Origin of the sequence: Kineococcus aurantiacus, from assembly GCF_013409345.1 — a bacterium.
GTDB classification, from domain to species: domain Bacteria; phylum Actinomycetota; class Actinomycetes; order Actinomycetales; family Kineococcaceae; genus Kineococcus; species Kineococcus aurantiacus.
In genome coordinates this window covers 2,989,666-3,008,460 of record NZ_JACCBB010000001.1, presented here as the reverse complement: position 1 = coordinate 3,008,460, position 18,795 = coordinate 2,989,666, and the positions used below count along the sequence as shown (strand labels likewise).

Sequence of the window (18,795 nt, the reverse complement as noted above, 5' to 3'; positions counted from 1 at the left end):
GCCTCGAGTGTGTCACACCCGGGAGGTCCCGCGCCCCCGGCGGCGGGGTCGGGGACGCGTCCCCGTGCGCCGGTCCAGCAGCACGGCGACGAGCGCGCCGAGCAGGACCAGCACGAGGCCGAACGCGCAGAACAGGTACCCGAACAGCGCCCGCTGGGAGTACCCGCCCGAGGGCGGGGTCAGCGCCGCGACGACCGCGGCGAGGAGGAAGGCCAGGACCAGGCCCGTGACCGCGAAGGACCGGAACCGGGGGGCCCGGCGGCGCGTGACCTGCACGAACGCCGTGCCCTCGCGCTCGGTCTCCTCCTGCCGGCGGGCCGGCTCGGAGGCCTGGTCCGGGGTGTCCTGGGACTGCTCGCTCACGGGAGAACGGTACGTGCTCACCGTTCCCCCGGCTCCACCACGGGCAGGAGCTCGCCCAGGTCGGCGCGCTGGCCGCTGGCCCGCACGCGCCCGGCGGCGCGGGCGGCGTCGAAGGCGAGCGTCCCGGTCGCCAGCGCCAGCCAGGTGGCCGCGTCCGTCTCGACGACGGCCGGCGGGGTGCCGCGCGTGTGGCGGGGGCCCTGGAGGACCTGCACGGCCGCGAACGGCGGGACCCGCACCTCGACGCTGCCCCCGGGGTACCGGGCGGCGAGCTCCTCCAGGGAGTACCGGACGGCCGCGGCGAGGACGGGCCGGGCTGGCTGGCCGCCCTCCCCCAGGGTCTGGACGGCCGAGCGGAGGGCGGCCAGGCCCTCGGTCGGGTCGGTGCGGCGACGGGGTGGCACCCGCCCATCGTCGCACCGGGACCTCAGGCGGCCGTCGGCGCCGGGTTGCGGCGCAGCGCGACCGCGACGGAGGCCAGCAGGAGCAGGACCACGGCGGCCAGCACGGGGACCGAGACGGCGAACGAGACCCCGGCCGAGGAGCTGAACCCGACGGCCAGCGCCGGCAGGGCCATCCCGAGGTACCCGGCGAGGAAGATCCCCGCGGCGGCCTCCCCGCGCGAGTGCGCCGGGGCCAGCGACGTCGCCGTCGTGAGCGAGCCCTTGAGCAGCACCCCCACGCCGGCGCCGGCGACGACGCCGCCGGCGACGAAGAGGGCGACGGCCCCGGCGAGCACCCCGGCGCCGAGGACGACGACCCCGAGGCCGGTCAGGAGGAGCCCCAGGCGCAGCTGGTGGTGGGCGGGCAGCTTCACGAGCAGCACCTGGCTGACGGCGGCGGCGGCGAAGACGGCGAAGGACGTCGCCCCGCCGGGGACCGCGCCGGCGTGCCCGAGGGAGGACAGCACCGCCGGGGCCAGGGAGCTGAACAGCCCCAGGACGGCGAAGAGGCCGAACGCGGCGAGGGCGGCGGCGAGGTAGCGGCCGCGGGCGGCGGCGGGGACCGCGATGCGCTGCACGCGGTAGGGGCGGTGCTCGGCGGTCACGGTCTCGGGGACGGTCGCCGCGGCGAGGGCGGACACGACCAGCAGGACGAGGAAGACCAGGTGCGGCACGCGCAGCGGGTCGCCCAGGTGCCCGACGAGGAACCCGGCGGCCAGCGAGCCCAGCCCCAGGCCCCCCAGGTTGGCGGCGGTGGCCACGACGGCGGGCGTGGCGGGCCGGGTGGAGGCCGCGCGGCCGTGCAGCTCGGCCAGCCACGCGGTCGCGGTGGGGGTGATCGCCCCGACGGCCAGCCCGGTCAGGACGCGGGCCACGACGAGGACCACGACGTCGGGGGTCAGGGCCAGGGCGAGGGCCGCGACGGCCTCCAGCGCCAGGGCGGGCACGAGGACCCGGCGGCGCCCGACGTGGTCGGACAGGTGCCCGACGGTGAACAGGGCGATCGCGACACCGGCCGCGTAGACGGCGAAGGCCACCGTGACCAGCACGGTCGGCAGCCCGTCGCGGACGCGGTAGAGCGCCCACAGCGGGGTGGGGACGGTGGCGAAGGCCATCGCGGTCGCGAAGGCGGAGGCGACGAGGAGGAAGCCGAGGCGGTGACGGCGGGTCGTGCTCATGCGGGCTGCAACGCGCCCGCCCGGGCGTCCTTCCGGTCCAACGGTGGCGGGTGGGAGGATCCATCGCTCCGGCAGATGGGGGACCCGTGGAACTGCGCCAGCTCGAGGTGTTCCTCGCCGTCGTCGAGACCGGGACCATCAGCGCCGCCGCGCGCCGGCTCGGGTCGGCCCAGTCGGCCGTCAGCACCGTCGTGCGCACCCTCGAGGAGGACCTCGGCGCGACCCTGTTCACCCGCACGTCCCGCCGGGCCGTGCCCACCGACGCCGGCCGGGCCCTGCTGCCCGAGGCCCGGCGCCTCGTCGCCGGGGCCGCCCACGCCCGCGCCGCCGTCCGCGAGGCCGGTGACGGCGTCGCCGGGCCGCTCGCGGTCGGGGTCGTCACGACCATGCACCCGGTGGCCCTGCCGCGGCTGCTGCACCGCTTCACGACGGCGCACCCGCGGGTGTCGGTGTCCCTGCGGGTCTTCGCCGACGGCTCCCGCGGCCTGCTGCGCGCCCTCGTGGACGGCGAGCTCGACGTCGCGTTCGTCTCCTGGCCCTTCCGGTCCCCGGCCGCCGTGGAGCTGCGCACGCTCGTGCGCACGAGCTTCCGGCTGCTGCTGCCGCAGGGCCACCCGCTGTCGTCCGAGCGTCCCCTGGAGCTGGCCGAGCTGGCGGGCGAGCAGTGGATCGACGGGCCGCCCGGTTTCGGCAACCGCCTGCAGGTCGACGCCCTGTTCGACCGCGCGGGCGCCCGGCGCACCGTCCGCCTGGAGGTCCCCGACGTCTCGACCTTCGGCCAGTACGTCGCCGCCGGTCTGGGCGTCGCCTTCGTGCCCGGGACCGCCCCCGTCCCCGCGGGCGTGCGCGAGCAGCCCGTCGCGGTGGGCGACCTGGCGTGGGAGCTGTCCCTGGCGACCGCCCGCCCCACCGGCGAGCGCCCCACCCGCAGGGCCGTCGCGGCGTTCTGCGAGGAGGTCGCGCGCGACGTGCGCCGCTCCCGGCGCCCGCCGGGCTGAGCGGCCGGGCTGAGCGGCCGGGTCAGCACTCGGGGACGTTGACCCCCACCACGGTCAGGGCGAGCCCGCCCAGCGACGTCTCCTTGTACTCCGAGCGCATGTGCGCGCCCGTCTGCCGCATCGTGGCGATGGCGGTGTCCAGGCTCACGACGTGGTGGCCGTCACCGCGCATCGCCGTGCGCGCGGCGTGGATGGCGGTGGTGGCCCCCACCGCGTTGCGCTCGATGCAGGGGATCTGCACCAGGCCCCCGACGGGGTCGCACGTCAGCCCCAGGTGGTGCTCGACGGCGATCTCGGCGGCGTTCTCCACCTGCTCGGGCGTGCCGCCGAGGACCTCGGCCAGGCCCGCGGCGGCCATGGCGCTGGCCGAGCCCACCTCGCCCTGGCACCCCACCTCCGCCCCGGAGATGGACCCGGTCTCCTTCAGGACGATCCCGACGCCGCCGGCGGCCAGCAGGAACCGCACCGTCCCGGCGTCGTCGGCCCCGGGCACGAAGCGGCGGTAGAAGTGGAGGACCGCGGGGACGATGCCCGCGGCGCCGTTGGTGGGTGCGGTGACCACGCGCCCGCCGGCGGCGTTCTCCTCGTTGACGGCCAGGGCGAACAGGCTCACCCAGTCCATGGCGTGCAGGACGTCGGACCCCGACGAGCCCTCCTCGGCCCGCAGCTGGGCGTGCAGCCGCGGGGCGCGGCGCCGCACGCCCAGCCCGCCGGGCAGCACGCCGTCGGTGACGAGGCCGTGGTCGACGCAGGCGCGCATGGCGTCGAAGATCCGCAGCAGCCCGGCGTCGACCTCCGCGGCCGGGCGCAGGCTCTCCTCGTTGCGCCGCACCAGGTCCGCGACGCCCAGCCCCGTGGTGCGGCAGCGGTCGAGGAGTTCGGCCCCGGTGCGGAAACCCCACGGCAGGTCCTCCCCCGCGCCCGCCACGGGCTCGGAGGCGTCCAGCGGGTGGTCCTTCACGAACCCCCCGCCGACGGAGTACGACGTCCGTTCGGCGAGGACGTCCCCCGCCGCGTCGCGGGCCGTGAAGACCATGCCGTTGGGGTGCGCGGGCAGCGGGGTGCCGCCGAGGAGGCGCACGTCGGCGTCGAGGTCGAAGCCCACGGCGTGCCGGCGCAGGACGTCCAGCCGCCCGGTGCGGCGGACCTCCTCGAGGTGCCCCCCGACGGCGTCGGGGTCCAGGAGCTCGGGCCGTTCCCCGAGCAGGCCCAGGACGACGGCCCGGTCGGTGCCGTGGCCGCGGCCGGTCGCCCCGAGGGAGCCGTGCAGGTCGACCGCGATCGAGTGGACCCGCGGCAGGAGGCCGTCGCGGTCGAGGCCCTCGGCGAAGGCGAGCGCGGCGCGCATGGGGCCGACGGTGTGCGAGCTGGAGGGGCCGACGCCGATGGAGAACATGTCGAACACGGACAGCGCCACGGCTCAGCGCTCCCGCCGGTAGAAGGGCAGCACGACGACCTCGACGGGCAGCTCGGTGCCCCGCACGTCGACGGCCAGGGCGGTCCCGGGCGCGGCGAGGCCGCGCTCGACGTGGGCCATCGCGACGGGGAAGCCCAGCGTGGGCGACAGGGCGCCGCTGGTCACGACGCCGACGGCCGAGCCGTCGTGGACGACGGAGTACCCCGCGCGCGCCGCCCGGCGCCCGGTGCCGCGCAGGCCCACGAGGACCCGGGCGGGTTCGCGGGTGGACAGCTCCCGCAGGGCTTCCAGGCCCACGCCGCTGTCCTTGTCGAGCTTCACGACGCGACCCAGGCCGGCCGCGTAGGGCGTGACGTCCCGGCTGAGCTCGTGCCCGTACAGCGGCATCCCGGCCTCCAGCCGCAGGGTGTCGCGGCAGGCCAGGCCGGCGGGGACGCCGCCGTGCTCGCGGGTGGCGGCCAGCAGCGCGTCCCAGACCGCGGTGGCGGCGGCCACGGGGGCGAAGACCTCGAAGCCGTCCTCGCCCGTGTAGCCGGTGCGGGCGACGAGGACCTCGCTGCCGGCCAGGGTGGTGGGCAGGCAGCGGTAGTAGCCGAGCCCGCTCAGGTCGGCGTCGGTGAGCGGGTCGACGACCGCGAGCGCGGCCGGGCCCTGGACGGCCACGAGGGCCCAGTCGGCGGTCTCGTCGGCGACGACCGCGTCGAAGGGGGCGCAGCGGGTGGTGAGCTCGCGGGCGACGACGCCGGAGTTGGCGGCGTTGGCGACGACGAGGAACTCCTGCTCGCCGAGCCGGTAGGTCACGACGTCGTCGAGGATGCCGCCGTCGGCGTCGACGACCATGCCGTAGGCCGCGCGGCCCAGGGGCATGGTGGAGGGCTTGCCGACGAGGGCGTGGTCGAGGGCCTGGGCGGCCCGGGGGCCGCTGACGCGCAGCTCGCCCATGTGCGAGAGGTCGAAGATCCCGGCGGTGGTGCGCACGGCCTGGTGCTCGGCGAGGTCGGAGGCGTAGCGCAGGGGCATGGACCACCCGGCGAAGTCGGTCATCGACGCGCCGAGGGCGGCGTGGGCGGCCGCGAGCGGGCTGGCGGTGGTCACGGGGGCTCCTCTCGGCACGGCCGCACGTCGCGGCCGGGCGGTACCCCCTCTGTCGCGGGACCTGAGAGCTTCGCCCTGGGCAGGGCTTTCCCCGTCGGTGAGGACCGTGGGGTCCTGCTTTCCAGAGCGGCCTGCCCGCGGCGGTGCGTGGACCTGAGAGGTTCCGGGGTGGTTGCTCCTACGGTGCCCACCGGGGGCGGTGGGGCTCTCCCGCCGGGGCGAAGCGGCCGTGTGTCCAGTTGTGGGCCTCAGCCTGGCACACGGCCGGTCCCGGCAGCCAGGGTGCGCGCTCAGAGCTCGCCGGTGAGGAACTGCGCGCGGCCGTGCCCGAAGGACCAGTCGGCGTCGGAGTTCTCGACGAGGCAGACGACGAGGTCGCCGGGGTCGACGCCGGCGCGCTCCCGCAGGTGGTGGGCCAGGAGGCGGTGGAGAGCCTCCTTCTGCTCGCGCGGGCGCGGGCGGCTGGTCACCTGCAGGACGACGACGCCGTCGGTGCGCTCGATGCCGAGGCCGGTGTCGTGGACGACCAGCTCACCGCGCGGGTGCTGGTGGACGACCTGGTAGCGGTCGCCGGGCGGGACCTCGAACGCCTCGAGGACGGCCGCGTGGGCGGCGTCGAGCAGGGCGGTCAGCTCGGCGGGGGTGCGGCCGGCGACGAGGTCGAAGCGGAGCAGGGGCACGGGAACCTCCAGGACCATTTGTCCTGTCATTCTGACACATCTGTTCGCGGGTGGACAGGCCCGGTCGTCCCGCGCACGACGAGCCGGGGTTCGAGGACGACGTCGCGCGCCTCCTCCGACCCCTCCCCCTCCAGCCGGTCGACCGCCAGCCGCACCGCGCAGCGCGCCTGCCCGGCCGGGTCCTGGCTGACGGTCGTCAGCCGCACGTGCCCCAGCTGGGCCAGCGGGCTGTCGTCGTACCCGCTCAGCGACACCCGCCCCGGCACGGCGATCCCCTCGCGGTTGAGGACGTCCAGGAAGCCCAGGGCGACGCGGTCGCTGACGGCGACGACGGCCGACCCCGACCACCCCTGCGCCAGGACCCGCCGGGCCGCGTCGACGCCGGCCTCCTCGTCGAACCCGGCGTCGACGGTGCGCACGCCCAGGCCGAGGGCGGCGGCCGCGGCCTCCACCCCGGCGCGGCGGTCGGCGGCGATGTCCCCCGCACCCCCGCCGACGTGCAGCAGCTCGCGGTGCCCCAGCGCGGCCAGGTGCTCCACGACCAGCCGCACGCCCGTCTCGTCACAGGCGCGCACGACGTCGGGACCGCGCCCGGCGCCGTCCCGGGGCCGGGGCCGGCGGCCCAGCACCACGACGGGCGCGCGGGCGTCGAGGGCGACCAGCTCGTCCGCGCCGGACTCCGGCCCCAGCAGCAGCAGCGACTCGCAGCGCGAGTCCAGCAGCGCCTCCTGGGCCGCCCCCTCGCCGCGGGTGCGGGTCGTCGGGGCGAGCACCACCTCGTAGCCGGCCTCCTCGGCGGCCGCCTGCAGCTCCTCGACGAGCTCGGCGTGGAAGGCGTTGCGGACGTTGGCGACGACGCCGAGCAGCCGGGTGCGGCGCAGCGCCAGGGAGCTCGCGGCGCGGTCGGCGCGGTAGCCGAGCTCCTCGGCGGCCCGCACCACGCGCGCGGCGGTCTCGGCGCTGGGACCCGGCGCCCCGCGCAGGGCCAGGGAGACCATGCCCTTCGACACGCCGGCCAGGGCGGCGACGTCCTTGATCGTGGGACGGCGGACGGGTCCCTGCGGCACGGGGCCTCCTCGGGCGCTTGACACGGACTGCTTTCGAACCGATTCTACTGAGCGTCGTTCAAACCGGTTTGAAGACCGTGGCGGCGCACCGACGACGGTGCGCCCCGACGCCCCGTCCTCACCCCGTCCCGTCCCCGTCCCGGAAGGCCACGACGATGCCCGTCCCCCGCACCCAGCCCCTCGGCGTCGCCGTCATCGGCGCCGGCATGGCCGGCCGCGCCCACCTCGCCGGCTACCGCGCCGCGACCACCCTGACCGGCGGCGCGTACGGCGAGGGCCTGCCCCCCGTCCGACTCGTCGCCGTCGCCGACGCGCACGCCCCCTTCGCGCAGGCCGCCGCGGCCCGGTACGGCTACGAGCGCGCCGAGACGAACTGGCAGGCGGTCGCCGAGGCCGACGACGTCGACGCCGTCAGCGTGGTCGTCGCCAACCACCTGCACCGCGAGATCGTCGAGGGGCTGCTGGCCGCCGGCAAGCACGTGCTGTGCGAGAAACCGCTGGCCCCCTCCGTCGCCGACGCCGAGGCCATGGTCGCCGCCGCCGCGGCCCACCCCGGTCAGGTCGCCGCCGTGGGTTTCACGTTCCGCCGCTCCCCCGCGATCAACGCGCTGCGCGAGCAGGTGCTGAACGGTCACCTCGGGCAGGTCCGCCACTTCAACGGGCACTACTGGTGCGACTACGCCGCCAACCCGGACGCCCCCATCAGCTGGCGCTACCAGGGCGGCCTGGGCTCGGGCGCCCTGGCCGACATCGGCAGCCACCTCGTCGACCTCGGCGAGTTCTTCTGCGGCCCCCTGGAGTCGGTCCGAGGCACCGTGTTCTCCCAGGTGACCGGGCGTCGCCCCAAACCCCTCGGCGTGGTCGTCGGGCACGCGATGGCCGAGGTCGGGACCGAGTTCGAGGACGTCGGGAACGAGGACCTCGCCACGTTCACCGCGACGTTCGCGAACGGCGCCACCGGGACCTTCTCCGTCTCCAGGGTCGCCCACGGGCTCCCGAACGGTCTGGGGTTCGAGGTCTTCACCGAGAACGGCGCGGGAGCCTTCGACCTCAACCGCACCGGGGAGTTCACCATCGCCGACTCCACCGCGCCGGGCGTCGTCAACGGGTACCGCCAGGTCCTCGTCGGGCCCGAGCACCCCTACGTCGCCGGCGGTCTGCCCATGGACTTCCCCAGCGTCGGGCACGGCCAGAGCGACTTCTTCACGTTCCAGTGCCGGGCGTTCCTCAACGAGGTCGCCGGCGGCGTCGGCACCCCCATCGGCGAGCTGCCCGTCGTGCCGCCGCTGGCGCACGGCCTGCACAACCTGCGGGTGCTGGAGGCGGTCACCCGGGCCGCCGACGGCCAGGGCGAGATCGTCCCGGTGGACTGAGGGGAGTCGACCGTGAAGCTCGGCGTCTACAACGCGATCCTGCACGACCGTCCCCTGCCCGAGGCGCTCGAGGTCGTCGCCGGCCTGGGCCTGACCGGCATCGAACTGAACTCCGGCGGGTTCCTGCCCCCGGTGCACGTCCCGGCCTTCGACGACGTCCTCGTCAGCGACACCGCCCGCGACGACTTCCTCGGCCTCTTCGAGGGCACCGGCGTCGAGATCGCCGGCCTGAACTGCAACGGCAACCCGCTGCACCCGAACCCCGTCATCGGCGACGCGCACGCCGAGGACGTCCGCCGCTCGATCCGGCTGGCGAACCGCCTCGGCCAGCACCGCGTCGTCACGATGTCGGGGCTGCCCGGGGCCGAACCGGGCGCGCGGGTCCCGACGTGGGTCGTCAACGCGTGGAACTCCCGCGACCTGGACGTCCTCGAGCACCAGTGGAGCGTCGCGGTCCCGTTCTGGCGGGAGGTCGACGCCCTCGCCCGCGACCTCGACGTCAAGGTGGCGCTCGAGCTGCACCCGCAGAACATCGCCTTCAACCCCGCCGGCCTGCGCGAACTCGTCGAACGCACCGGCGCGACGAACATCGGCGTCGAGCTCGACGCCTCGCACCTGTTCTGGCAGCAGATGGACCCCGTCGCCGTCGTCCGCGACCTCGGCCCCCTGGTGTTCCACGCCGCCGCCAAGGACGTGCGCATCAACCCGGCCGCCGCCGTCCACGGCGTGCTGGACAACCGGTTCCGCCGCCTGGACCCCTCGGAGGACCGCACCAACCTCGGCGGCGACGAGTGGGTCAACGAGTGGCCGGAGGACTCCGCGTGGGACTTCGTCGCGCTCGGCAAGGGCCACGACACCGCGTTCTGGGCCGAGTTCCTGCGGGCCCTGCACGAGGTCGACCCCGACATGGTCTGCAACATCGAGCACGAGGACGTCGAGCTCGGTCGCGTCGAGGGCCTCCGGGTCGCCGCGGAGGTCCTGCTGGAGGCCGCGCGGGTCGCCGGCGTCTGACCCCGCACCGCCCGTCATGCTGGGGGCATGACCGTCGACGAGGACACCCCGGCCGGCACCACGGTGGACCTGGCGCGCGCTGACGCCGTCCACGCCTGGTCCCTGGACCGCACGCTCGGGCGGTTCCGCGCCGGCACCACCGCGGAACCGTCCGGGCTGCCCCTCCTGGACCTGCCCGCCGCGCTGCACGCGCGCGGCTACCGCACCGTCCAGGTGTGCCACTTCCACCTGCCGCACCGCGACGCCGGGTACCTGGGCGAGCTGCGCGCCGCGCTGGCGGAGGCGCACGTCGACCTCGACGCCCTGCTCGTCGACGACGGCGACCTCACCTCCCCCACCGACGCCCCCGCGCAGGAGGCGTGGGTGTCCGGGTGGCTGGAGGCGGCGGAGACCCTGGGCGCCCGCCGGGTCCGCGTCATCGCCGGCAAGACCCGCACCGGCACCGCCCAGCGGGACGCCTCCGCCGCGCTGGGCCGCCTCGCGACCCGCACCGGCGTCCGCGTCGTCACCGAGAACTGGCTCGACGTGACCCGGGACGCCGACGACGTCGAAGCGGTCCTGGAACCCCTCGACGGCGCCGTCGGGCTGCTGGTCGACCTGGGGAACTGGACCGGCCCCGGCAAGCACGCCGAGCTGGCGCGCATCACCCGGTACGCCGAGACGTGCCACGCCAAGGCCCACTGGGACGGGCCCGTCCTCGACGAGGACGACTACCGCCGCAGCGTCTCGACCGTGCTCGACCACGGGTACGCGGGCCCGTTCTGCCTCGTCTACGACGGCGCGGACGACGACGAGTGGGCCGGCCTGGCCGCCCAGCGCGAGGTCGTGCGCGACGAGCTCGCGCGCCGGGCGGTCACGTCCGGCTGAGGACCCCCCCAGCGGGACGAGGGCGTCGGCCGGGGCACGCAGACGTCCACGCAGCGGCTCGCAGCCCGCTGAGGCGCCCCGGGGACGACGGGACCCCGGTGGGCGGTGCCCACCGGGGTCCGGTTCGTGCGGTCGAGCAGGTCAGCGGGTGCCGGCCTTGGCGTACTCCGAGACGGCGTCGATGTTCGAGGAGTCGATGAACGCCGGGCCGGTCAGCACGGCCTCGCCCCCGCCGATGGTGTTGGCGTTGGTGAGGTACAGCCACAGCGAGTCGACGGCCTCGTAGCCCTGCAGGTAGGGCTGCTGGTCGATGGCCCACTCGACGCTGCCGTCCTTGACGGCGGCCACGAGCTCGCCGTTGGTGTCGAACGTGGCCAGCTTGGCGGAGCTGCCCGCCTCCTTGATGGAGTCGACCGCGATGAGGGCGATCGGCGCACCGAGGGTGATGACGTGGTCGATGCTCTGGTCCTGCTGCAGCTTCGCCGTGATGGTGGACTGCGTGGCGGCCGCGTCGGTGCCGTTGACGTAGATGTTCTCCACGCTCCCGGCCGAGCCCAGACCGGTCGTGATGGCCTTGCAGCGGTCCTCCAGCTGCGACTGCCCCTGGGTCTGGATGACGCAGAGGACCTTCTTCGCACCCTCCTGGGCCAGGCGCTGGCCACCGGCCTGGCCGGCGATCGACTCGTCCTGCCCGAAGTAGCCGATGAGCTTCTGCTCCTTCCAGTCGTTGTACCCGGCGTTGAGGCCGATGACCGGGATCTTCGCCGCCTGGGCGTTGGCGATGGCCGAGGTGAGCGGGCCGACGTTCGGCATCGTCACCGCGATGCCGTCGACCTTGGCGTCCACGGCGTTCTGGATGAGCGTCGCCTGCTGCGAGGCGTTGTCGTTGTTGACGTACTGCAGCTCGATGTTGTCCTTCTTGGCCGCGGCCTCCGCGCCCTTGCGGACGATGTCCCAGAAGGTGTCACCGGCGGACGCGTGCGTCACGAGCGTGATCTTGTACTTCGGGGTGCTGGCGGCCTGGCCGCCGCTGTCGGAGTCGCCGGAGTCCTGCGCACCGCCGGAGCTGCTGCAGGACGCGAGCCCCAGCGCCGCCACCGCCAGCAGCGCCGCGGTGCGCAACCCTGCACGAGTCTTCTTCATGTGTGTTCCCATCCTCGTCGACAGGCGCCGTCCGCCCTGTGCGGAGCGGCTGTCCGTCCGGCCAGTGGGTGGTGCTCACCTGCCCCGACGGCCGGGCCGGGCGGTGCATCCGTGAGCCGTGGTGGCCGGATCGGCCGGCCACCACGGGTTCCTCCCGGGGGGAGGTGGTCAGGGGCGCGGCCCCAGGTCGACCTCGACGCGCTCGCCGGTCCGCAGGGACCGCACCCCCGCCGCGCAGACGGCGGCGGCGGCGTAGCCGTCCCAGACGCCGGGCCCGTCGACGTTCGTCCCGTTGCGCACGGCGTCGATCCAGCGCTGGAACTCGGTGTCGTAGGCGGCGCCGAAGCGCTCCTTGAAGTCCTTGGGGATCGACCCGCCCCAGCCCTGCGCCGACTGGGTCACCATCCCCTCGGGCAGGCCGATGCGGGCCTGGCCCCGCTCGGCGACGAGCTCGGTGCGCACCTCGTACCCGAAGGTGGTGTTCACGAAGATCTCGACGTCGACGAGGATCCCGGACTCGGTCTCCATGATGACGAACTGCGGGTCGCGCAGCCCCTCCGGCGCCTGCGCCGTCGAGCGCGGCGCGATGACGCGGATCGCGACGACCTCCTCGCCCGTCAGGTACCGGGTGACGTCGACCTCGTGCACGACCGAGTCGAGCATCAGCTGCTCGGAGTTGAAGTTCGGCGGGGTCGTGGCGTTGCGGTGCGCGCAGTGCAGGAACAGCGGGGCGCCGTGGTCGCCGGAGGCGATGAGCGCGCGCAGCTGCTGGTACCCCGCGTCGAACCGGCGCATGAACCCGACCTGCACGAGCTGACGGCCGAGCTCGGCCTCCCGCTCCACGATCCGGCGCGAGGTCTCCGGCGAGGTCGTCAGCGGCTTCTCGCACAGCACGGGCTTGCCCGCGTCGAGGGCCAGCAGGACGAGGTCCTCGTGGGTGAAGCCGGGGGTCGCGATGACCAGCGCGTCGACCTCGGGGTCGGTGACGGCGGCCCGGGGATCGTGGATCGCCCGGACCCCGAACTCCTGCGCGACCGCGTCGGTCCGGGCGACGTCGACGTCGCTGACCGCGACGAGCTCCGCGCCCGCCGTCAGCGTCGCCAGCCGGCGGGCGTGGTCCTGCCCCATCATGCCGACCCCGAGGACGGCGACCCGGACCAGGCGGTCCCGGTCGTAACCCTGCCGGGCGCTGTCCGGGTCCAGGGTCGTGGTCGGGGTGCTGCTCGTGCTCATGACGGGTTCGTCGCTCCAGTTCTCAGTTGGCGTCGGTCGCGGCGGTGACGGCGGACAGCTCGTGGCTGAGCGCCTCGAGCTCCGCACCGCCGGCCATCTCGTTGGTGAGGCGGTCCAGGGTGATGTCGGCCCGGGAGGAGTCCAGGGACACGTTGCCCCGGTTGAGGATCACGAAGTGGTTGCCCACCAGGTAGGCGTGGTGGGGGTTGTGGGTGATGAAGATGACGCCCAGCCCCGCGTCGCGGGCCTTCGCCACGTACTTCAGCACCACGCCGGACTGCTTGACCCCCAGGGCCGCGGTCGGCTCGTCGAGGATGAGGACCTTGGCCCCGAAGTAGATCGCCCGGGCGATGGCGATGCACTGCCGCTGGCCGCCGGAGAGGGCACCGACGGGCCGGTCGAGGTCGGGCACCGAGATGCCCATCTTCGTCAGCTCCTCGCCGGTGGTGCGCACCATGTGCTTCACGTCGAGGCGGGCGAACGGGCCCCAGCCCGTGCGCACCTCCTGGCCCAGGAAGAAGTTGCGCCAGATCGACATGAGCGGCACGAGCGCCAGGTCCTGGTAGACCGTGGCGATCCCCCGGTCCAGGGCCTCGCGCGGGGAGGTGAAGGTGACCTCCTCGCCGTTGACCGTCACGGTGCCCTCGGTGTGGGCGTGCAGCCCGGCGATGATCTTGATGAGCGTCGACTTGCCGGCCCCGTTGTCGCCCAGCACGCAGGTGATCTCGCCCTGCCTGACCGACAGCGACACCCCGCGCAGGGCGTGCACGTTGCCGTAGCGCTTGCCGACGTCCCGCAGGGACAGGATCTCGGTGTTCGGGGAGGTGTTCACCGCTTGGCCGCCTGGTTCTTCACGACGAGGTTGACGATGGTGGCGACGACGAGCATCGCGCCCAGGAACAGCCGGTTCCAGTCCGCCTGCCAGCCGGCGTAGACGATGCCGTTGGTGACGACGCCGTAGATCAGCGCACCGATGGCCGCGCCGATCGCCGAGCCGTACCCGCCGGTCATGAGGCAGCCGCCCACGACCGCGGCGATGATGTAGTACAGCTCGTTGCCGACGCCGTTGCCGGACTGGGCGTTGGAGTAGGCGAAGAGGTTGTGCATGCCCAGCAGCCAGGCCGTGAACCCGACGGCCATGAACAGGCCGATCTTCGTGGCCTTGACCGGGACGCCGACCGCGCGGGCCGCCGCCGGGTCACCGCCGGAGGCGAAGACCCAGTTGCCGACCCGGGTCCGCAGCAGGATCCACGTCGCGACGGCCACCAGCGCGACCCAGAACAGGATCGGGATCCGCAGGCCGTTGCCGATCGGCAGCGTGTAGTCGAAGAACGCCTTCGCCGAGGCGAACCCGTCCATGTCGCTGATCGTCGGCGACGACACCCCGCCGGTGACGACCTTGGTGACGCCCAGGTTCAGGCCCGTGAGCATGAAGAAGGACCCCAGGGTGATGATGAAGGACGGCAGGCCCGTCCGCACCAGCAGCCAGCCGTTGAACAACCCCACCGCCAGCGCCAGCACCAGCGCCACCAGCACGCCCACCCACACGTTCAGGTGCAGCTGGTAGGCGACCATCGAGGCCGTCAGCGACGCCGTGGTCACCGCGACCCCGGCCGACAGGTCGAACTCCCCCCCGATCATCAGCAGCGCGACCGAGACGGCCATGATGCCGATGGTCGAGGAGGAGTACAGCACGGTGAGCAGCGCCGCGCCCGAGCGCAGCGTCGGTGCGACCACCAGGAACAGCACGAACAGGGCGACCGCCCCGATGAGCGACCCGATCTCGGGCCGCGACAGGACGACCGACAACAGCGGCCGCGTCCGGACGCGGTCGTCGGCCGAGGTGGCCGCGCCTCCCGCGTGGGTCGTGGGCGTCAAGGGCGCGGACACGTCTCCTCCAGCGTCTGTGCGAATCTCCATCGATCCGATCCTCTCTGGTGGCGGGCCGGTCGGCGCGTCAGCGGCAGGAGTCGAGGTAGGTGCGGGTGCGGGTCGCGATCGGCAGGGGCTTGTCGAAGGCGACCGGGTAGAGGTCCTGCTCGACGATCGCGAAGACGTCGCGCCCCAGGCCCTCCAGCGCCTCCAGGATCGGCGGCATGGCCGGGATCCCTTGCGGCGGTTCGACCATGGCCCCCAGCTTGACGGCCTCGCCGAACGGCAGGTCCTGCTCCTTGACCTTCGCCACGACCGCCGGGTCGACCTGCTTGAGGTGGACGTAGGCGATGCGGTCGGGGAAGTCGCGGATGAGGGCGAGGCTGTCGCCGCCGGAGTAGGAGACGTGACCGGTGTCCAGGCACAGCTTGACCGGGTCGCCGTCGGTCATCGACAGGAACCGCTCGACCTGGTCCTGGGTGTCGATGTGGGTGTCGGCGTGCGAGTGGACCGCCACCTGCAGGCCGTAGCCGTTCTTGACGTCGCGGCCCAGGCGGTCCATGCCCGCGGCCAGCCGCGCCCAGGACTCGTCGTCGAGCTCGCGCGGCTCGATCTGCTCACCGGTCTTGTCGCTGCGCCACTGGCCGGGGATGACGACGAGGTGGGTGCCGCCCACGGCCTGGGTGAGCTTGGCGACCTGCTCGACCTGCGCCCACGCCTCGGCGTAGTGGTCGGGGCGGTGCAGGGCCGCGAAGATCGTGCCGGCCGACACCTTCAGGTGGCGCGCCTCCAGCTCGTCGGACAGCTCGGCGGGGTCGGTGGGCAGGTAGCCGTAGGGGCCGAGCTCGATCCACTCGTAGCCGGCTTCGACGACCTCGTCGAGGAAGCGGTGCGCGGGGGTCTGGAGCTCGTCGTCGGCGAACCAGACGCCCCAGGAGTCGGGAGCGGTGCCGATGGTGATGGACCGAGCCATGGGGAACTTCCTCCACGTCGTCGTGAGCCGCAGGTTCCCCGGCGGGGAGTGCGGCTGCAGGGAACTGTCGCGCGAACACGCGCAGGCTGTCAAGCGATTGTCGTTACATACTCACCTCCCAGACCCGTCAGCGCGCGCGGGAGGCGCAGGGCGCGGCGGGGCCTCCCCGGTAAGCGTTCTCCGGGGAGGCCGTGCCGCGCGGGGTCAGACGAGCGGGCGCTGCGTGGCCTTCTTGCCCTCGTACCAGGCGCGGGCGGTGCGGGTGGACTCCAGGTGCGAGACCTCCGAGACCGGGACGTCCCACCAGCCGCCGCCGTCGGGGGCCTGGGAGTACAGGTCGGTCTCCACGTGCACGACGGTCGACTCCGAGGACGCCTTGGCGTCCTGCAGGGCCGCCACGAGCTCCTTGCGGTTCGCCGGGCGCAGGGTGCGGACCCCCATGCTCTCGGCGTTCGCGGCGAGGTCCACGGGCAGCTTGTCGCCGTCGAGGCGACCGGACTCCGAGCGCTTGCGGTACCTGGTGCCGTAGCGCTGCGAGCCGTGCTGCTCGGACAGGGCCCCGATGGAGGCGAACCCGTGGTTCTGCAGGATCACCACGATGACCTTGACGTTCTCCTGCACCGCGGTCACCAGCTCGGTCGGGGACATCAGGTACGAGCCGTCCCCGACCGTGATGAACACGTCGCGGTCCGGTGCGGCCAGGGCCACCCCGATGCCGCCGGGGATCTCGTACCCCATGCAGGAGTAGCCGTACTCGACGTGGTACTGCTTCGGGTCGCGGCTGCGCCACATGCAGTGCAGGTCACCGGGCAGCGAGCCCGCGGCGCACACCACGACGTCGCGGTCCCCGGCCACCTCGTCGACCGCGCCGATGACCTCGGCCTGCGCGAGCAGCCCGGTCTCCTCCCCGATGCCGGAGTGGTAGAACTCCTCGACCACGGCGTCCCACTCGCGGTTCAGCCGCGCGGCCCGCTCGCGGTAGGCGTCGGGCGTCGAGAACCCCTCCAGGGCGCTCGTCAGGAGTTCCAGGGTCGTGCGGGCGTCGCCCTGCACCGGGACCCCGGCGTGCTTGACCGCGTCGATCGCGGCGACGTTGACGTTGACGAACCGCACGCCGGGGTTCTGGAACGCGGTCCGCGAACCCGTCGTGAAGTCGGAGTAGCGCGTGCCGATGCCGATGACGACGTCGGCCTCGGCCGCGATCTCGTTGGCCGCGGTGGTGCCCGTGGACCCGATGGCGCCCAGCGACAGCGGGTGGTCGTAGCGGATCGCGCCCTTGCCGGCCTGCGACTGCCCCACGGGGATGCCGGTCGCCTCGACGAACGCCTTCAGCGCCTCGGTGGCGCGGGAGTACACGACACCGCCGCCGGCGACGACCAGCGGGGCCTTCGCCGAGCGGATGACCGCGGCGGCCTCCTCGACCGCGACCTGCTCGGGCACCGGGCGCGCGATACGCCAGGTGCGCTCCTTGAACAGGTCGACGGGGAAGTCCCACGCCTCGGCCTGCAGGTCCTCGGGCAGGCAGACGGTCGCCGCGCCGGTCTCGGCCGGGTCCGTCAGCACCCGCATCGCGCCCAGCAGGGCCGAGGCGAGCTGCTCGGGGCGCCACACGCGGTCGAAGAACTTCGACAGCGGGCGGAACGCGTCGTTGACCGACACGTCGTAGCCGTGGGGCTGCTCCAGCTCCTGCAGCACCGGCGAGGCGACGCGGGTCGCGAAGACGTCGCTGGGCAGCAGCAGGACCGGGATGCGGTTGATCGTCGCCAGGGCCGCGCCCGTCAGCATGTTCGTCGAGCCCGGGCCGACCGACGCCGTGACGGCGAGGGTCTGCAGCCGGTCCTGCTGGCGGGCGTACCCGACGGCCGTGTGGACCATCGACTGCTCGTTGCGGCCCGTCACGTAGCGGACCTGCGCGGGCGGGACCCACCCGTCGCCGGATCCGCCCTCCCCTGCGTGGAGTTCCGCCTCGAGCAGCGCCTGGCCGACACCGGCCACGTTCCCGTGCCCGAAGATGCCGAGCACGCCGCCGAAGAACTGCTGACGCACACCGTCGCGTTCGGTGAACTGCGCCTGCAGGAAACGCACGACGGCCTGGGAGACCGTCAGCCGCACCGTCTGCACGGCCGGGTTCGGGGGGACTGCGCTCATCGGTCTCTCTCAGTTCTCGGCGCGGACGTCGGTGTCGGGGGCGGAGTAGAACGGCAGGCGGGCGTCGACGCCCTGCCCCTGCCAGGTCGATCGCACCCAGCCGTGGGCGGGATCGTCGCAGATCTTCCAGGCCCGCTCGTCCTCGGGCCCGGCCATGACGTTCAGGTAGTACATGTCGTAGGCCGGGGAGGCGATCGAGGGGCCGTGCCAGCCGTGCGGCAGGAGCACGACGTCACCGTCGTGCACCTCCTCCAGGACCTCCAGCGGGCGCTCGTCGTCGCCGTAGGCCTGCTGCAGGCCCAGACCGCCGGGGACGGTGGGGACCCCCGCGGGGGCCAGGGCGCGGAAGGAGTAGTAGTAGATCTCCTCCAGCTCGCTCTCGTGCTCGCTGGTGCGGTCGTGGCGGTGCGGCGGGTAGGACGACCAGTTCCCGCCGGGGGTGAGGACCTCGCAGGCGATGAGCTTGTCGGTCTCGAACACCGCCGGGGTGGCGAAGTTGTTGACCTGCCGGCTGGCCTGACCGGCCCCGCGCAGTTCGACGGGGACGCCGGAGGCCGGGCCGTAGCGGAAGGGCAGGCGGCGCGTCGCCCGTGCGCCCGGGAACGAGAACACGCCGCCTGCGGCACTGTGGACCGTCAGCTCGCTGTCGCGGCCGACGTACGCGAAGTCGCTCACGCCGTCGAACACCGAGGCGCGGCCGACGAGTTCGAGGGTCTCCCCCTCGACCGTGACCGAACCCGACCCCGACAGCGGCAGGACGATCAGCTCGTCCTCCCCCGAGGGGAAGGTGCGGGAAGCGCCCGGGGCCAGCGTGAGGACCCGCAGGCCGGAGTAGCCCCAGCCCGCGGACGCCGGCGTGACGACCAGGTCGAAGCCGTCCGCCGCGGCGGACCCGGCGGGCAGGTACAGGTTCGGGTCGGTCACGGTGAACCCC

The 18,795-nt window shown here is 74.1% G+C and carries 18 protein-coding genes and 2 riboswitches; of the genes, 4 read left to right on the top strand and 14 right to left on the bottom strand.

Features of this window, described 5'->3' with window-relative positions; genetic code table 11:
- Positions 1-12 precede the first annotated feature (12 nt).
- Genes BJ968_RS14560 through BJ968_RS14550 form a run of 3 tightly spaced genes read right to left on the bottom strand, consistent with a single transcriptional unit; the run spans position 13 to position 1,984 of the window.
- Complete coding sequence (locus BJ968_RS14560; protein WP_179753018.1) at positions 13-363, bottom strand: hypothetical protein; 351 nt, start codon at positions 361-363, stop codon at positions 13-15.
- A gap of 17 nt (positions 364-380) precedes the next feature.
- On the bottom strand, positions 381-767 hold the full coding sequence (locus BJ968_RS14555; protein ID WP_179753016.1) for a sterol carrier family protein: 387 nt from the start codon (positions 765-767) through the stop codon (positions 381-383).
- Between the two features lie 23 nt (positions 768-790).
- Complete coding sequence (locus BJ968_RS14550) at positions 791-1,984, bottom strand: MFS transporter (RefSeq protein ID WP_179753014.1); 1,194 nt, start codon at positions 1,982-1,984, stop codon at positions 791-793.
- A gap of 86 nt (positions 1,985-2,070) precedes the next feature.
- Between BJ968_RS14550 and BJ968_RS14545 the strand changes: the two genes are divergently transcribed.
- The gene (locus BJ968_RS14545) at positions 2,071-2,982 is read left to right on the top strand and encodes a LysR substrate-binding domain-containing protein (RefSeq protein ID WP_179753012.1); all 912 of its coding nucleotides are present in this window, start codon (positions 2,071-2,073) and stop codon (positions 2,980-2,982) included.
- A 22-nt stretch (positions 2,983-3,004) separates the two neighbouring features.
- Here BJ968_RS14545 and BJ968_RS14540 read toward each other — a convergent pair whose 3' ends face one another.
- The 4 genes from BJ968_RS14540 to BJ968_RS14525 all read right to left on the bottom strand — a co-directional run bounded on the left by BJ968_RS14540 (position 3,005) and on the right by BJ968_RS14525 (position 7,241).
- Positions 3,005-4,399 carry an L-serine ammonia-lyase gene (locus tag BJ968_RS14540; protein ID WP_179753010.1) on the bottom strand — a complete coding sequence of 465 codons (1,395 nt, stop codon included), beginning with the start codon at positions 4,397-4,399 and terminating at the stop codon, positions 3,005-3,007.
- Between the two features lie 3 nt (positions 4,400-4,402).
- The gene (gcvT, locus tag BJ968_RS14535; protein ID WP_179753007.1) at positions 4,403-5,494 is read right to left on the bottom strand and encodes a glycine cleavage system aminomethyltransferase GcvT; all 1,092 of its coding nucleotides are present in this window, start codon (positions 5,492-5,494) and stop codon (positions 4,403-4,405) included.
- Positions 5,495-5,535: 41 nt separating this feature from the next.
- Positions 5,536-5,624, bottom strand: a riboswitch (glycine riboswitch).
- A 1-nt stretch (position 5,625) separates the two neighbouring features.
- Positions 5,626-5,717, bottom strand: a riboswitch (glycine riboswitch).
- A gap of 67 nt (positions 5,718-5,784) precedes the next feature.
- Positions 5,785-6,174 (bottom strand): tautomerase family protein, encoded by a 390-nt coding sequence (locus BJ968_RS14530; RefSeq protein WP_179753005.1) that lies wholly within the window; start codon positions 6,172-6,174, stop codon positions 5,785-5,787.
- A 26-nt stretch (positions 6,175-6,200) separates the two neighbouring features.
- Positions 6,201-7,241: a LacI family DNA-binding transcriptional regulator gene (locus tag BJ968_RS14525; protein ID WP_343078041.1), complete on the bottom strand. Its 1,041-nt coding sequence runs from the start codon at positions 7,239-7,241 to the stop codon at positions 6,201-6,203.
- 155 nt (positions 7,242-7,396) lie between these two features.
- Between BJ968_RS14525 and BJ968_RS14520 the strand changes: the two genes are divergently transcribed.
- From BJ968_RS14520 to BJ968_RS14510, 3 genes are read left to right on the top strand one after another with little or no spacing between them, the layout of a single operon-like run.
- The gene (locus BJ968_RS14520) at positions 7,397-8,614 is read left to right on the top strand and encodes a Gfo/Idh/MocA family protein (protein WP_179753001.1); all 1,218 of its coding nucleotides are present in this window, start codon (positions 7,397-7,399) and stop codon (positions 8,612-8,614) included.
- A gap of 12 nt (positions 8,615-8,626) precedes the next feature.
- Positions 8,627-9,625 (top strand): TIM barrel protein, encoded by a 999-nt coding sequence (locus BJ968_RS14515; RefSeq protein ID WP_179752999.1) that lies wholly within the window; start codon positions 8,627-8,629, stop codon positions 9,623-9,625.
- A 27-nt stretch (positions 9,626-9,652) separates the two neighbouring features.
- Positions 9,653-10,492 (top strand): sugar phosphate isomerase/epimerase family protein, encoded by an 840-nt coding sequence (locus tag BJ968_RS14510; protein WP_179752997.1) that lies wholly within the window; start codon positions 9,653-9,655, stop codon positions 10,490-10,492.
- 141 nt (positions 10,493-10,633) lie between these two features.
- On the opposite strand, the gene BJ968_RS14505 is transcribed toward BJ968_RS14510, so the two are convergent.
- The 7 genes from BJ968_RS14505 to iolB form a co-directional block, all read right to left on the bottom strand.
- Positions 10,634-11,635: a substrate-binding domain-containing protein gene (locus tag BJ968_RS14505; RefSeq protein ID WP_179752995.1), complete on the bottom strand. Its 1,002-nt coding sequence runs from the start codon at positions 11,633-11,635 to the stop codon at positions 10,634-10,636.
- A 168-nt stretch (positions 11,636-11,803) separates the two neighbouring features.
- The gene (locus tag BJ968_RS14500; protein ID WP_179752993.1) at positions 11,804-12,868 is read right to left on the bottom strand and encodes a Gfo/Idh/MocA family protein; all 1,065 of its coding nucleotides are present in this window, start codon (positions 12,866-12,868) and stop codon (positions 11,804-11,806) included.
- A gap of 22 nt (positions 12,869-12,890) precedes the next feature.
- Positions 12,891-13,700: an ATP-binding cassette domain-containing protein gene (locus BJ968_RS14495; RefSeq protein WP_179752991.1), complete on the bottom strand. Its 810-nt coding sequence runs from the start codon at positions 13,698-13,700 to the stop codon at positions 12,891-12,893.
- Positions 13,697-14,788: an ABC transporter permease gene (locus tag BJ968_RS14490; RefSeq protein ID WP_179752989.1), complete on the bottom strand. Its 1,092-nt coding sequence runs from the start codon at positions 14,786-14,788 to the stop codon at positions 13,697-13,699. Before BJ968_RS14490 ends, BJ968_RS14495 begins: the two co-directional genes overlap by 4 nt.
- Positions 14,789-14,825: 37 nt before the next feature.
- Positions 14,826-15,713 (bottom strand): TIM barrel protein, encoded by an 888-nt coding sequence (locus BJ968_RS14485; RefSeq protein WP_179752988.1) that lies wholly within the window; start codon positions 15,711-15,713, stop codon positions 14,826-14,828.
- Between the two features lie 204 nt (positions 15,714-15,917).
- The gene (gene iolD / locus BJ968_RS14480) at positions 15,918-17,861 is read right to left on the bottom strand and encodes a 3D-(3,5/4)-trihydroxycyclohexane-1,2-dione acylhydrolase (decyclizing) (RefSeq protein ID WP_179752986.1); all 1,944 of its coding nucleotides are present in this window, start codon (positions 17,859-17,861) and stop codon (positions 15,918-15,920) included.
- A gap of 9 nt (positions 17,862-17,870) precedes the next feature.
- Positions 17,871-18,785 carry a 5-deoxy-glucuronate isomerase gene (iolB, locus tag BJ968_RS14475; RefSeq protein WP_179752983.1) on the bottom strand — a complete coding sequence of 305 codons (915 nt, stop codon included), beginning with the start codon at positions 18,783-18,785 and terminating at the stop codon, positions 17,871-17,873.
- Positions 18,786-18,795: the final 10 nt, after the last annotated feature.